This window comes from Pseudomonas sp. I3-I5 (genome assembly GCF_022699445.1).
GTDB classification, from domain to species: domain Bacteria; phylum Pseudomonadota; class Gammaproteobacteria; order Pseudomonadales; family Pseudomonadaceae; genus Aquipseudomonas; species Aquipseudomonas fulva.
In genome coordinates this window covers 3,445,459-3,457,847 of the sequence record NZ_CP093940.1, presented here as the reverse complement: position 1 = coordinate 3,457,847, position 12,389 = coordinate 3,445,459, and the positions used below count along the sequence as shown (strand labels likewise).

Here is a 12,389-nt window from a genome sequence, read left to right as displayed (position 1 = left end):
CGCGATTTTATCAGGGTTGCCGGGCAGCGGCCATCCTCCGGCCGACGGGCAGGTGAATTTAGGGCCCTTGCCCCTGCAAGATCGCCAGAAGCCTGGCCTTGCCGGTGCTACCTTTAACCGTGCCGCTTGAGGTGTGAGCGCTGAAGCTTGAAACTCGCCGTTCCAGATCACAAGGACACAACGATGCGCTTCTTCACTACTTGGGTCATGGGATGTCTGGCGTTGATCGCAGGCGCGGCCCAGGCCGAAAACGTCTCCGGCCTCTATCAGGTACGCGAGCCAGTGGCCGGGCAGGGCGCCGAGGCGCGTGCGGCGGCGACCAGCCAGGCCTTCGACACCTTGGTGCTGCGCCTGACCGGCGACTCCAAGGCCGTGCAGAGCCCGGCGCTGGCCGCACTGCGCAAGGACCCGCAACCGATCGTCAACCAGGTGGGCAGCGACGCTGGCCCGCCCGAAACCGTGCGGGTCGAGTTCGACCCCGGTAGCACCGAACGTGCCCTGCGCAAGGCGGGCCTTAGTCTGTGGGGCAGCAATCGCCCGTCGATTCTGGGTTGGTGGCTCGTCGAGAGCGTTGACGGCACCAGCTTGGTAGGGGACGGCCAGCCCAGCGCCCAGCCGTTGCGGCGCGCGGCCCGTCACCGGGGCTTGCCGCTGCGCCTGCCTCTGGCCGATCTGCAAGAGCAATTGGTGGCCGATGCCAAGCATATCGACGCCAAGGACCCGGGGCCGCTGCGTGAAGTCTCCCAGCGCTACGGCGCCGATGCTCTGCTGGCTGTGCACGCCCAGCAGGTCGACGGCAAATGGCAAGGTAAATGGCAATTGTGGCTGGGCGGTGAGCGCGAGCAGGGCAGCGCCGAAGGAGCGGACCCGGCAGCGCTTGCCGACGCCGTGATGCTTGCGGTGAGTACGCGGCTGGCACCGCGTTACGTGACGCGACCCGGGGCCGGTGGCCAAGTGCAGATGCAGGTCCAGGGCATGAACCTGCCGCGCTACGCTGAGCTGGCCCGGGTTCTGGAGTCCTACGGCGCGCAGTTGAAGCGGGTCGACGGCGACGTGCTGACCTATTCGGTCACCGCCAGCCGCGAACAACTACGGGCTCAGCTGGCATTGGCCAAGCTCAGGGAAGTCCCGGCCGAGCAGATACCTGCGCCGCAGGTGACCCCTGGGCCAGTGGGTACGTCCCCAGACGAGCCACCAGTGTCGCCTGCGGCTGGTGCCGAACCGTTCGATGGCTTGCGCTTTGGTTGGTGAGAGGGTCGTTCATGACTGACATGCGTCGTTGGATCTGGCTGGGCGTGGCATTGATCGTCATCGCCCTGCTTTATAGCCTGCACAACATTCTCACACCTTTTCTGGTCGGCATTCTGCTGGCGTATCTGGCCGACCCGCTGGTCGATCGCCTGGAGCGCCTGGGGTTGTCACGGACCTGGGGCGTAGCGGTGGTGTTCGGGCTGTTCACGTTGCTGATGCTTGCACTGTTGCTCGTGCTCATCCCCATGCTGGCCAAGCAGTTGGTGCGCCTGTATGCGCTGGCGCCGCAAGTGCTTGACTGGCTCGAACACGTCGCCTTGCCTTGGGTGCAGGGGCGCCTGGGCCTTGCCGACGGGTTCTGGAAATTCGACAAGATCAAGGCGGCCATCGGCGCTCACATGGGGCAGACCACCGATATCGTCAGCATGCTCCTGTCCCAGGCAACGGCCTCCAGCCTGGCGTTGATGGCCTGGGTGGCCAACATGGTGCTGATCCCCGTGGTGGGGTTCTACCTGTTGCGTGACTGGGACTTGATGATGGCCAAGTTGCGCAGCTTGTTGCCGCGGCAGAGCGAGCCGAAAGTCGTCGAGCTGGCCAGCGAGTGCCACGAGGTGCTGGGTGCGTTCGTGCGTGGGCAACTGCTGGTGATGGTCGCGTTGGGCATCATCTACTCGGCAGGCTTGATGCTGGTCGGGCTTGAACTGGGGTTGTTGATCGGCATGCTGGCCGGTCTGGCGGCCATCGTCCCCTACATGGGCTTCATCATTGGCATCGGCGCGGCGCTGGTGGCAGGACTGTTTCAGTTCGGTGGCGATCTGTATCCCATGCTCGGCATCGTTGCGGTCTTCATGGTCGGTCAGGCACTCGAGGGCATGGTGCTGACACCGCTACTGGTAGGCGACCGGATCGGTTTGCACCCTGTGGCGGTGATCTTCGCCATCCTGGCCGGCGGTGAGCTGTTCGGTTTCACGGGCGTGCTGCTCGCGTTGCCGGTGGCGGCGGTCATCATGGTGCTGCTGCGCCACGTGCACGGCTTGTACAAGGAGTCGGACATGTATGCAGGGGATGCTCCAGTCCCAGTCCCCCTCGATCCCCCCGCACCCAATCAGCCGTGACAGGGCGGCAGGTGAGTCTCGGGTTGGCGCTGGGAGAGTGCAACCCATTGATTTTGCTTGGACTCTGCAGCGGCGTCATTGTGCACCCCGCTTGGCAGGTATAGACTTTGCAGATTGTCCACAAAAGGCCCCCTGCGGTCCTGTCGACCGCCCGCGAGCATGAAACCACCGATCCAGTTGCCCCTGGGTGTGCGCCTGCGCGACGACGCCACCTTCATCAACTACTATCCGGGCGCCAATGCCGCTGCGTTGGGGTATGTCGAGCGGCTTTGCGAAGCCGACGCCGGCTGGACCGAGAGCCTCATCTACCTGTGGGGCAAACAAGGCGTGGGCCGCACGCATCTGCTGCAAGCAGCCACCCATCGTTTCCAGCAACGGGGCGAGCCTGCCGTCTACCTGCCCTTGGCGCAGCTGCTCGAACGCGGTACCGGTCTTCTGGACTACCTGGCCCAGTACGAACTGGTGTGCATCGATGACCTGCACGTCATCGCCGGCAAGCCGGACTGGGAGGAGGCCATGTTCCACCTGTTCAATCGCTTGCGCGACAGTGGCCGTCGGCTGCTGCTGGCAGCATCCGCTTCCCCGCGAGAATTGCCGGTGAAGCTGCCTGACCTGAAATCCCGCCTCACCCTTGCCCTGGTGTTCCAGATGCGCGGGCTGTCCGACGAAGACAAGCTACGTGCCTTGCAATTGCGGGCATCCAGGCGCGGCCTGCACCTGACCGACGAAGTGGGTCACTTCATCCTTACCCGCGGCGCGCGCAGCATGAGTGCGCTGTTCGATCTGCTGGAACGGCTCGATCAGGCATCTCTGCAAGCCCAGCGCAAACTCACCATTCCTTTCCTCAAGGAAACCCTGGGCTGGTGACCCCCTGAAAACACGGGGCCAGAGCCATCCCACGGAAAAGTCACATCTTTTTCGATAAAATTTGCAAATGGAACTTATAGTGGGCATAGTTCCACCCCACTAAAGGATTACAGACACGGTTGTGCCCATGCTCAAGCGCTTCGCACCCCTCGTGCCACTCGCACTCGTGACCCTGCTTTTTGGCTGCGCGGCCCAAGGCCCGGTATCCCAGCCCCAGGATCACACCCCGGTCGCCGTACAGCCGGCGATCAAGGCCAAGGCCTCGTCTTCGCCAGTGTTTGGCGAACCCCAGGAAGTGGCTACTGACGATGAACTGGAGGTCTTCTCCAGCAGCAAGCCCTATCAGCTGCCAGTGCTGGCCGACAGCATTCTGGAGCGCGGCATGTCGTTGATCGGCACCCGCTATCGCTTCGGTGGTACCTCGGAGCAGTCCGGCTTCGATTGCAGCGGCTTCATCGGCTACCTGTTCCGCGAAGAGGCAGGCATGACCTTGCCGCGCTCTACCCGCGAGATGATCAACGTCGATGCGCCGAAGGTGGCACGCAACAAACTCAAGCCTGGCGATCTGCTGTTCTTCAGCACCAACGGCCGTGGTCGTGTCAGTCATGCTGGCATCTACCTGGGCGACAACCAGTTCATTCACTCCAGCAGCCGCCGTAGCGGGGGCGTACGCATCGATAGCCTCGGTGACCGTTACTGGAGCAAGACCTTCCTCGAGGCCAAACGTGCCTTGGCCATGGCGCCGACGCATATCGCGCGCAACTAATGGCAATCTGATGTGTCCTAACCACGGCGTCGCTGCTTTGCAAAAAAGCTCGACGCCGTGCGTATTTACAGAAAGCGTCTAATCTAATTTCTCAACTCTATCCCGCTGCGGCCCAGCGTTCCCATACAGGATGTTTTGGCCATGACAACGATGGCGCGCTTCGCTTTCATTTCCCTGGCAGCCTTATTGGCGGCCTGCTCCAGCCAACCTCAGGCGCCTGCCCCTGTGCGGGTTGTGCAGCCCCAGGTTACCTACAGCCAACCCAGCTTCTCGCCCACTGCCGATGACGTACTGATTCGCGCCATTGGTCTGGTTGGCACGCCCTACCGCTGGGGCGGCAATACGCCCGATTCAGGCTTCGACTGCAGTGGTCTGATCAAGTACGTCTACCGCGATGCCGCCGGCATCAGCCTGCCGCGCTCCACGCGCGAGATGATCGGCATGCGTGCGCCTACCGTGGATGTGAAATCCTTGCAGTCGGGTGATCTGGTGTTTTTCGCGACCAGTGGCGGCTCGCAGGTGAGCCATGCCGGCATTTATGTAGGGGACGGGCGCTTCGTGCATGCGCCTCGCACTGGCGGTACGGTGCGTTTGGACTATTTGTCCAACAGCTACTGGGCCAAGGCCTACCTGCAGGCCAAGCGGGTCATCCCTCAGGGGCACCTGGCACAGAACCCCTGAGACGGGTTACCGAGCTTTGCTGACGCGCCAGATGGCATTGCCCACATCGTCCGCGACCAGTACGGCCCCGCGACCCTCCAGGGCAACCCCCACCGGGCGGCCCATGGCTTGGCCGCCTTCATCCAGAAAACCGTCGAGCACGTCCATGGGCCGGCCCGACGGTTTGCCTGAGGCGTCGAAGGGTACGAATATCACCTTGTAGCCGCTGTGGGGCTTGCGGTTCCAGGACCCATGCTGGCCAATCAATGCGCCTGCTCCAAAACGAGCAGGTAGCACATCCGGCCCGGCGAAGGCCAATCCCAGTGAAGCAGTATGCGGTCCAACGGCATAGTCGGGTACCCGTGCTCGGGCGACCTTGGCGGGGTCCTGGGGCTGCACGCGCTCATCCACGTGCTGGCCATAGTAGCTGTAGGGCCACCCATAGAATCCACCCGCGTGTACCGAGGTGATGTAGTCCGGTACCAGATCGCTGCCGATTTCGTCACGCTCGTTGACCGCCGTCCACAGTGCGCCACTGTTAGGCTCCCAGGCGAGCCCGTTAGGGTTGCGCAGGCCGGTGGCGAACAGGCGGTGCTTGCCGGTGCTAGGGTCGATCTCCCAGATTGCGGCGCGACCCTGCTCCTGGTCGAGTCCGTTTTCACCCACGTTGCTGTTTGAGCCCACGGTGACGTAGAGGCGCTGCCCATCAGGGCTTGCGATGACATTCTTGGTCCAGTGGTGATTCAACGGGCCGGCTGGCAGCAGGGTAACTACTTCTGCCGGGCCGGTTACCTGGCGTGCCCCCGGCTGGTAGTGAAAACGCAGCAGCTTGTCCGTATCGGCTATGTAAAAATCATTGCCCACCAGCGCCATCCCAAAGGGCGAGTTCAGCCCGTCGGCAAAGGTATGGCGGATTTCCGCAACGCCATCCTGGTCGGCGTCGCGCAACAGGGTAATGCGATCAGGGCTGGGCACGGCAGCCCCCGCGCGTGCCATGACCCGCTTCATGGCCCATCCGCGGATACCCTTGGCGTCTTCGGGCTTGGCAGGTGCGTTGGTTTCTGCCACCAGCACGTCGCCATTGGGTAGCACGTACAGCCAGCGCGGATGGTCGAGGTCACCGGCAAAGCGCGACACCTGTAACCCGGGTGCAGCCTGAGGCATGCGCCCGGCGGGCCAGCCGACGGCTGGCGCGATGTTCACGGTGGGGAGCAGGGTCTTGGCGGGGGAGGGCAACTGCGGCGCAGGGCCGGTGCCGTCGGCCACTGTCAGGCGCGCCGTTTCGCCGCAGCCACCCAAGCCCAGGCTTACAAGAAGTGCAACAGGCAGTGCCACGCGGTTCATGGTCGACGTCCTCGGCAGGTTCTATTGATTCAGAGGCTGTGGAACGCGGCGGGTTCAGTCGCACAGGCGGCGGGGCTGACGCGGGTGGCTCGGCCATCCCTCCTGCGCCGCCAGGCGAGCCGCGTCGATTGACGCTCCGGGTGCAACCCTCTAACCTTCGCGCGTGTTTCAGGTGCCCCGCCAGCAACGTCTGGCCAGGGTGAAACTGGGAAGTCGGTGAGTGCCCACAGGGTGCGATTCCGGCGCTGCCCCCGCAACGGTAAGTGAGTGACGGCCGCGCAGGGCCACTGGGTGACCATACCCGGGAAGGCGCGCAGGTCAGGGCCAGCGGCCCGCTCACGAGCCCGGAGACCGGCCTGATACTGCCAACGGCATCACGGAGGGTGATGCGCGGTGACCACTGGCCTTGGCCAATGCCCCTGCGCGCGCTCCGTTTGCCTGCCCATTCCCTGACACGGCGCTCGATCGTGGTGTCAGCCAGCGGAGAACCTCCCATGAGCGACGCCACCGAGCGCGACGAACGCCATCTGGCACGGATGCAGCGCAAGAAAGCGGTCATCGACGAACGCATTGCCAATTCCCCCAACGAATGCGGCCTGCTGCTGGTGCTCACCGGCAATGGCAAAGGCAAGAGCAGCTCGGCCTTCGGCATGCTTGCCCGGGCCCTGGGCCACGGCATGCAGTGCGGGGTGGTGCAGTTCATCAAGGGCCGCAACAGTACCGGCGAAGAGCTGTTCTTCAGGCGCTTTCCCGAACAGGTGCGCTATCACGTGATGGGCGAGGGTTTCACCTGGGAAACTCAGGACCGCCAGCGTGACATTGCGGCGGCAGAAGCGGCATGGGCCGTCTCCACGCAACTGCTGCAGGATCCTGCGGTGCAGTTCGTGGTGCTCGACGAGCTCAACATTGCGCTCAAGCACGGCTACCTTGATCTGGACCAGGTGCTATCGGACATCCAGGCTCGCCCCCCCATGCAGCACGTCATCGTCACCGGTCGCGCGGCCAAGCCGGAAATGGTCGAGCTGGCCGACACCGTGACCGAAATGGGCATGCTCAAGCACGCCTTCCAGGCCGGTATCCGTGCCCAGAAGGGCGTCGAGCTGTGAGCCAGGCCCGCCATTGCCCCGCCGTCCTGATTGCCGCGCCGGCTTCTGGCCAAGGCAAGACCACGGTCACTGCCGCGCTGGCGCGCCTGCACCGCAATCTGGGCCGCAAGGTGCGGGTGTTCAAATGCGGGCCTGACTTTCTCGACCCCATGATTCTCGAACGCGCCAGCGGTGCCCCCGTCTGCCAGTTGGACCTGTGGATGATCGGTGCCGAGGAAAGCCGCCGGCTGCTCTGGGAGGCGGCAGGTGAAGCCGACCTGATCCTCATCGAAGGGGTGATGGGGCTGTTCGACGGCACCCCTTCGAGCGCCGACCTGGCACGTCACTTCGGCGTGCCGGTGCTGGCGGTTATCGACGGTACGGCCATGGCCCAGACCTTTGGCGCGCTGGCCCTGGGCCTGGCGCGTTATCAGCCGGATCTGCCGTTCGCCGGGGTGCTGGCCAACCGGGTGGGCAGCCTGCGTCATGCGCAACTGCTCGAAGGCAGCCTCACCGAGGGCCTGCGTTGGTATGGCGGCTTGTCCCGCGAGCGCGGCATCGAACTGCCCAGCCGTCACCTGGGGTTGGTGCAGGCCAGCGAGTTGAACGACCTGGACGCACGCCTGGACGCTGCCGCCCAGGCATTGGGCGCCAGTTGCGATGCCGCCTTGCCACCGGCGGTCACCTTCGAACCGGCCGATCCGTTACCCGCCCAGGCCACCTTGGCGGGCGTACGTATCGGTGTGGCCCGCGACGAAGCCTTTGCCTTCCTCTATGGCGCTAACCTGGACCTGTTGCGCCGTCTAGGCGCACAGGTGCAGTTCTTCTCCCCCCTGCATGACGTCGAATTGCCCCCAGTGGACAGCCTGTACCTGCCCGGCGGTTACCCCGAGCTGCACCATCATGCCTTGGCGCGCAACACCTCGATGTGCCAGGCCATCCGCGCCCATCATGCCCAGGGCAAGCCGTTGCTCGCCGAATGCGGCGGCATGCTGTATCTGCTCGACGCACTGACCGACGTGGCCGGGGACAGGGTCGAGTTGCTTGGGTTGCTGCCGGGGGAGGCGACCATGCAAAAGCGCCTGGCGGCCCTGGCTCTGCAGGCGGTCGAACTGCCCGAGGGCATACTGCGCGGCCATACCTACCACCACTCCTTGACCAGCACCGCGCTCGAGCCGCTGGCACGTGGGTTGAGCCCCAACGGTGGGCGCGGCAACGAAGCGGTCTATCGCCTGGGCCGCCTGACCGCGTCCTACGTGCACTTCTACTTCCCCTCCAACCCGGAGGCAGCCGCAGCGCTGCTCTGCCCATGAACGAACATGCGTTCAGCGACCAGGAGCGTGCCGCGGTCTACCGCGCCATCGGCGAGCGGCGCGACATGCGCCATTTCGCTCAAGGGGAGGTGGCGCCGCAGGTCATGACACGGTTACTCAGCGCAGCCCACCAGGCACCGAGCGTGGGCTTGATGCAGCCATGGCGGTTCATCCGCATCACCGAGCGGGCCCTGCGTGGGCGCATCCAGGCCCTGGTGGAGGCCGAACGGGCGTTGACTGCACAAGCGCTGGGCGAGCGCTCGGACGAATTCATGAAGCTCAAGGTAGAGGGCATCAACGATTGCGCCGAACTATGGGTCGCCGCCTTGATGGACAACCGTGAGCCTCACATTTTCGGGCGCCGCACCCTGCCTGAAATGGACCTGGCCTCGCTCGCCTGCGCGATCCAGAACCTGTGGCTGGCCGCCCGTGCCGAAGGGCTGGGCATGGGCTGGGTATCGCTGTTCGATCCCCAGGCGCTGGCAGCGTTGCTTGGCATGCCCAGCGGCGCCAAACCCGTGGCCGTGCTGTGCCTGGGGCCGGTGGCGGCATTCTATCCTGCGCCCATGCTGGTCATGCAGAGCTGGACCGAAGAACGACCGTTGCACGAGATGCTGTTTGAAAACCGGTGGGGAGAAGGCGTATGAGCGTGGCGTTGCTGAGCGTGGCCGGTGTGGCCCTGGATGCGTTGCTCGGTGAGCCGCGGCGGCGCCACCCGCTGGTCGCTTTCGGCAACATGGCCAGCAGCCTGGAGCGGCGCTTCAATGCCGGCGGGCGCGGTTGGCGCAGTCATGGCGTGAGCGCCTGGTTCCTGGCCGTGGTGCCGCTGACCTTGCTGGCCCTCATGCTCTCCTGGCTGCCGGTGATCGGCTGGCTGGTCGATGTGCTGGCGCTGTACTGCGCCCTGGGGCTGCGTAGCCTGGGCGAACATGTGCTGCCGGTGGCCACGGCCTTGCGCCAGGGCGATCTGGAAGAAGCACGGCGGCGAGTGGGGTATCTGGTCAGCCGTGAAACCCGTGAGCTGGACGAGACGGCGGTGGCGCGGGCGGCCACCGAGTCGGTGCTGGAAAACGGCAGCGATGCCGTGTTCGCCGCCTTGTTCTGGTTTGCCGTGGCCGGGGCGCCAGGGGTGGTGCTTTATCGACTGAGCAACACCCTCGATGCCATGTGGGGCTATCGAAACGAACGCTTCGAGCGCTTCGGCTGGTGCGCGGCGCGCATCGATGACGTACTCAATTATGTGCCGGCGCGCCTGGTCGCACTCACCTACGCAGTGCTGGGCAAAACCCGCCTGGCGCTGGCCTGCTGGCGCCGCCAGGGGCCGCTATGGGACAGCCCCAATGCTGGCCCGGTCATGGCGGCCGGGGCAGGGGCGCTGGGTGTCGAGTTGGGCGGGCCCGCGGTGTACCACGGCCAACTGCACGACCGCCCGCGCCTGGGCGACGGCCCTGCGGCCAGCCCCGATGCCATCGAGGGCGGCTGGACACTGGTGCAGCGTGGGGTATGGCTGTGGCTGTTGGTGTTGTGTCTGGGAGCTTACCTGAATGCTTGAACATGGAGGCCGGCTGCTGCGTGCGGTTCGGCAATATGGCATCGCCCGCGAGCAGTGGCTGGACCTGTCCAGTGGCATTGCGCCCTGGTCCTTCCCGATACCGCCGATCCCTATCGAAGCCTGGGCACGCCTGCCGGAAACAGACGATGGCCTTGAGCAGGCGGCGTGCAGCTACTACGGCGCCACGCGACTGCTGCCCGTGGCGGGCTCACAGGCTGCCATCCAGGCCCTGCCGCTGTTACGCAGCCCGAGCCGAGTCGGAGTGCTGACACCCTGTTATGCCGAGCACCCCTATGCCTGGCAGCGGACTGGGCACACGTTGCTTGAGCTGGATGAGCACCAGGTCGACGACGCGATCGACAACCTCGACGTGCTGGTCTTGGTCAATCCGAACAACCCCACCGGCCGCGTCGTGCCTGCGCCCACACTGCTGGGGTGGCATCAGCGCCTGGCAGCACGCGGCGGCTGGCTGGTGGTCGATGAAGCCTTCATGGACAACAGCCCCGCAAACACTGTGATCAAACGTGCCGAATGCCCGGGTTTGATAGTGCTGCGCTCGTTCGGCAAGTTCTTCGGCCTGGCCGGTGTGCGCCTGGGCTTCGTGGCCGCAGAGCACAGCGTGCTGCAGCGCCTGGCCGAATTGCTCGGCCCGTGGACCATCAACGGCCCCAGCCGGGTGCTGGCCCAGGCCAGCCTGACCGACCTGGCCACGCAGCAGCTGCAGCGCCAGCGCTGTGCAGGCGCCAGCGAACGCCTGGCGGCTTTGCTGTCCCATGCAGGGCTGGCGCCCGCCGGCGGCTGTGACCTGTTCCAGTACGTGCGGTGCGAGCATGCCGCCCGGTTGCACGATCACCTCGCACGACACGGGGTGCTGGTGCGCCTGTTCGAGCAGCCGGCGGCCCTGCGTTTCGGGTTACCGCCCAGCCAGGCGGACGAACGACGATTGGCCCAAGCCCTCAGTGCCTACCGCAAGGACCTTACATGACGACCCTGATGGTGCAAGGCACCACCTCCGACGCCGGCAAGAGCACCCTGGTGACTGCCCTGTGCCGCTGGCTGCTGCGCCAGGGCATCGGCGTGGTGCCGTTCAAGCCGCAGAACATGGCCCTCAACAGCGCCGTGACCGCCGACGGCGGCGAGATCGGCCGGGCCCAGGCGGTGCAGGCCCAAGCCTGTCGCCTGGCGCCGCACACCGACATGAACCCGGTGCTGCTCAAACCCAACAGCGACACCGGCGCCCAGGTGATCATCCATGGCCGTGCGGTGACCAGCATGAACGCGGTTGCCTACCATGATTACAAGGCCATCGCCATGCAGGCCGTGCTGGCCTCGCACCAGCGCCTGAGCCAGGGCTGGCCGGTGGTCATGGTGGAGGGCGCAGGGTCGCCGGCCGAGATCAACCTGCGGGCTGGCGACATTGCCAACATGGGGTTTGCCGAGGCTGTGGACTGCCCGGTGATTCTAGTCGCCGACATCAACCGCGGGGGTGTGTTCGCCCACCTGGTCGGTACCCTCGAACTGCTGTCGCCCAGCGAGCAGGCGCGCGTCAAAGGGTTCGTCATCAACCGCTTCAGGGGCGACATCGCCCTGTTGCAACCCGGGCTCGACTGGCTGGAGCAGCGCACCGGCAAACCCGTGCTCGGCGTGCTGCCGTACGTCACCGACCTGCACCTTGAAGCCGAGGACGGCATCGACCGGCGCCAGGGCGAAAAGCAGCAGCGTGTGCTCAAGGTGATCGTGCCTGTGCTGCCACGTATCAGCAACCACACCGACTTCGACCCGCTGCGCCTGCACCCGCAGGTCGACCTGCAGTTCATCGGCCCCGGTCAACCGGTGCCGCCAGCGGACCTGATCATCCTGCCAGGCTCCAAGAGTGTCCGTGGCGACCTGGCGCAACTGCGTGCGCGCGGCTGGGACAAGGCCATCGAACGCCATCTGCGCTATGGCGGCAAGGTGATCGGTATCTGCGGCGGCCTGCAGATGCTTGGGCGCGAGGTGCACGATCCGCTGGGCCTGGAAGGCGCTGCAGGCTCCAGCCCCGGGCTCGGCCTGCTGGACTACGCCACGGTGCTGGAAGCCGACAAGCAGTTGCGCAACGTCGCCGGGACCTTGCACCTGGATGCATCGCCTGTGACCGGTTACGAGATCCATGCCGGTGTCACCACTGGCCCTGCGCTGGCGCAACCAGCTATACGCCTGGCCGACGGTCGCTGCGAGGGTGCCATCAGCACGGACGGCCAGGTGTTGGCCACTTACCTGCACGGGTTGTTCGAGGGCAGCGCCTCCTGCGCGGCCCTGCTGCGCTGGGCTGGGCTTGAAGACGTGCAACTGATCGACTACGAGGCGTTGCGCGAGCGCGACATCGAACGCCTGGCTGACCTGGTGGACAAGCACCTGGACACCCAGCGCCTGCGCCAATTGTGTGGAGTACCTTGA

12 protein-coding genes and 1 riboswitch are annotated in these 12,389 nt (G+C 65.3%); of the genes, 11 read left to right on the top strand and 1 reads right to left on the bottom strand.

Going from position 1 to position 12,389, the window contains the following annotated elements:
- The first annotated feature begins 183 nt into the window (after positions 1-183).
- The 5 genes from MOP87_RS15385 (at position 184) to MOP87_RS15365 (ending at position 4,680) form a co-directional block, all read left to right on the top strand.
- Positions 184-1,251, top strand: coding sequence for a DUF2066 domain-containing protein (locus MOP87_RS15385; protein ID WP_242809776.1), 1,068 nt, complete (start codon positions 184-186; stop codon positions 1,249-1,251).
- Positions 1,252-1,262: 11 nt separating this feature from the next.
- The gene (locus tag MOP87_RS15380; protein ID WP_242809774.1) at positions 1,263-2,366 is read left to right on the top strand and encodes an AI-2E family transporter; all 1,104 of its coding nucleotides are present in this window, start codon (positions 1,263-1,265) and stop codon (positions 2,364-2,366) included.
- A gap of 159 nt (positions 2,367-2,525) precedes the next feature.
- Positions 2,526-3,233: a DnaA regulatory inactivator Hda gene (gene hda, locus MOP87_RS15375; protein ID WP_027913921.1), complete on the top strand. Its 708-nt coding sequence runs from the start codon at positions 2,526-2,528 to the stop codon at positions 3,231-3,233.
- A 127-nt stretch (positions 3,234-3,360) separates the two neighbouring features.
- On the top strand, positions 3,361-3,999 hold the full coding sequence (locus MOP87_RS15370; RefSeq protein WP_028686867.1) for an NlpC/P60 family protein: 639 nt from the start codon (positions 3,361-3,363) through the stop codon (positions 3,997-3,999).
- Positions 4,000-4,140: 141 nt separating this feature from the next.
- A complete protein-coding gene (locus MOP87_RS15365; RefSeq protein WP_027913923.1) occupies positions 4,141-4,680 on the top strand; it encodes a C40 family peptidase in 540 nt (179 codons plus the stop codon).
- A gap of 6 nt (positions 4,681-4,686) precedes the next feature.
- Here the strand turns inward: MOP87_RS15365 and MOP87_RS15360 are convergent, their stop codons facing one another.
- Entirely contained in the window at positions 4,687-6,003 is a 1,317-nt protein-coding gene (locus tag MOP87_RS15360; protein ID WP_088523265.1) for a sorbosone dehydrogenase family protein, read from the bottom strand.
- Between the two features lie 153 nt (positions 6,004-6,156).
- Positions 6,157-6,378: riboswitch (cobalamin riboswitch) on the top strand.
- A gap of 119 nt (positions 6,379-6,497) precedes the next feature.
- Between MOP87_RS15360 and cobO the strand changes: the two genes are divergently transcribed.
- Genes cobO through MOP87_RS15330 form a run of 6 tightly spaced genes read left to right on the top strand, consistent with a single transcriptional unit; the run spans position 6,498 to position 12,389 of the window.
- Positions 6,498-7,109, top strand: a complete 612-nt coding sequence (cobO, locus tag MOP87_RS15355; protein ID WP_242809772.1) for a cob(I)yrinic acid a,c-diamide adenosyltransferase — start codon at positions 6,498-6,500, stop codon at positions 7,107-7,109.
- Complete coding sequence (locus tag MOP87_RS15350; protein ID WP_059183703.1) at positions 7,106-8,401, top strand: cobyrinate a,c-diamide synthase; 1,296 nt, start codon at positions 7,106-7,108, stop codon at positions 8,399-8,401. Before cobO ends, MOP87_RS15350 begins: the two co-directional genes overlap by 4 nt.
- The gene (bluB, locus tag MOP87_RS15345; protein ID WP_169738685.1) at positions 8,392-9,048 is read left to right on the top strand and encodes a 5,6-dimethylbenzimidazole synthase; all 657 of its coding nucleotides are present in this window, start codon (positions 8,392-8,394) and stop codon (positions 9,046-9,048) included. Before MOP87_RS15350 ends, bluB begins: the two co-directional genes overlap by 10 nt.
- Entirely contained in the window at positions 9,045-9,953 is a 909-nt protein-coding gene (cbiB, locus tag MOP87_RS15340; protein WP_027913928.1) for an adenosylcobinamide-phosphate synthase CbiB, read from the top strand. Before bluB ends, cbiB begins: the two co-directional genes overlap by 4 nt.
- Complete coding sequence (gene cobD, locus MOP87_RS15335; RefSeq protein ID WP_027913929.1) at positions 9,946-10,938, top strand: threonine-phosphate decarboxylase CobD; 993 nt, start codon at positions 9,946-9,948, stop codon at positions 10,936-10,938. Before cbiB ends, cobD begins: the two co-directional genes overlap by 8 nt.
- A complete protein-coding gene (locus MOP87_RS15330; RefSeq protein ID WP_027913930.1) occupies positions 10,935-12,389 on the top strand; it encodes a cobyric acid synthase in 1,455 nt (484 codons plus the stop codon). Before cobD ends, MOP87_RS15330 begins: the two co-directional genes overlap by 4 nt.

Coding starts and splice junctions, on each gene's coding strand:
- MOP87_RS15360 (WP_088523265.1), bottom strand. CDS start 6,003: ATGAACCGCGTGGCACTGCCTGTTGCACTTCTTGTAAGCCTGGGCTTG.
- MOP87_RS15365 (WP_027913923.1), top strand. CDS start 4,141: ATGACAACGATGGCGCGCTTCGCTTTCATTTCCCTGGCAGCCTTATTG.
- cobD (WP_027913929.1), top strand. CDS start 9,946: ATGCTTGAACATGGAGGCCGGCTGCTGCGTGCGGTTCGGCAATATGGC.
- MOP87_RS15370 (WP_028686867.1), top strand. CDS start 3,361: ATGCTCAAGCGCTTCGCACCCCTCGTGCCACTCGCACTCGTGACCCTG.
- cbiB (WP_027913928.1), top strand. CDS start 9,045: ATGAGCGTGGCGTTGCTGAGCGTGGCCGGTGTGGCCCTGGATGCGTTG.
- MOP87_RS15385 (WP_242809776.1), top strand. CDS start 184: ATGCGCTTCTTCACTACTTGGGTCATGGGATGTCTGGCGTTGATCGCA.
- cobO (WP_242809772.1), top strand. CDS start 6,498: ATGAGCGACGCCACCGAGCGCGACGAACGCCATCTGGCACGGATGCAG.
- MOP87_RS15330 (WP_027913930.1), top strand. CDS start 10,935: ATGACGACCCTGATGGTGCAAGGCACCACCTCCGACGCCGGCAAGAGC.
- hda (WP_027913921.1), top strand. CDS start 2,526: ATGAAACCACCGATCCAGTTGCCCCTGGGTGTGCGCCTGCGCGACGAC.
- MOP87_RS15380 (WP_242809774.1), top strand. CDS start 1,263: ATGACTGACATGCGTCGTTGGATCTGGCTGGGCGTGGCATTGATCGTC.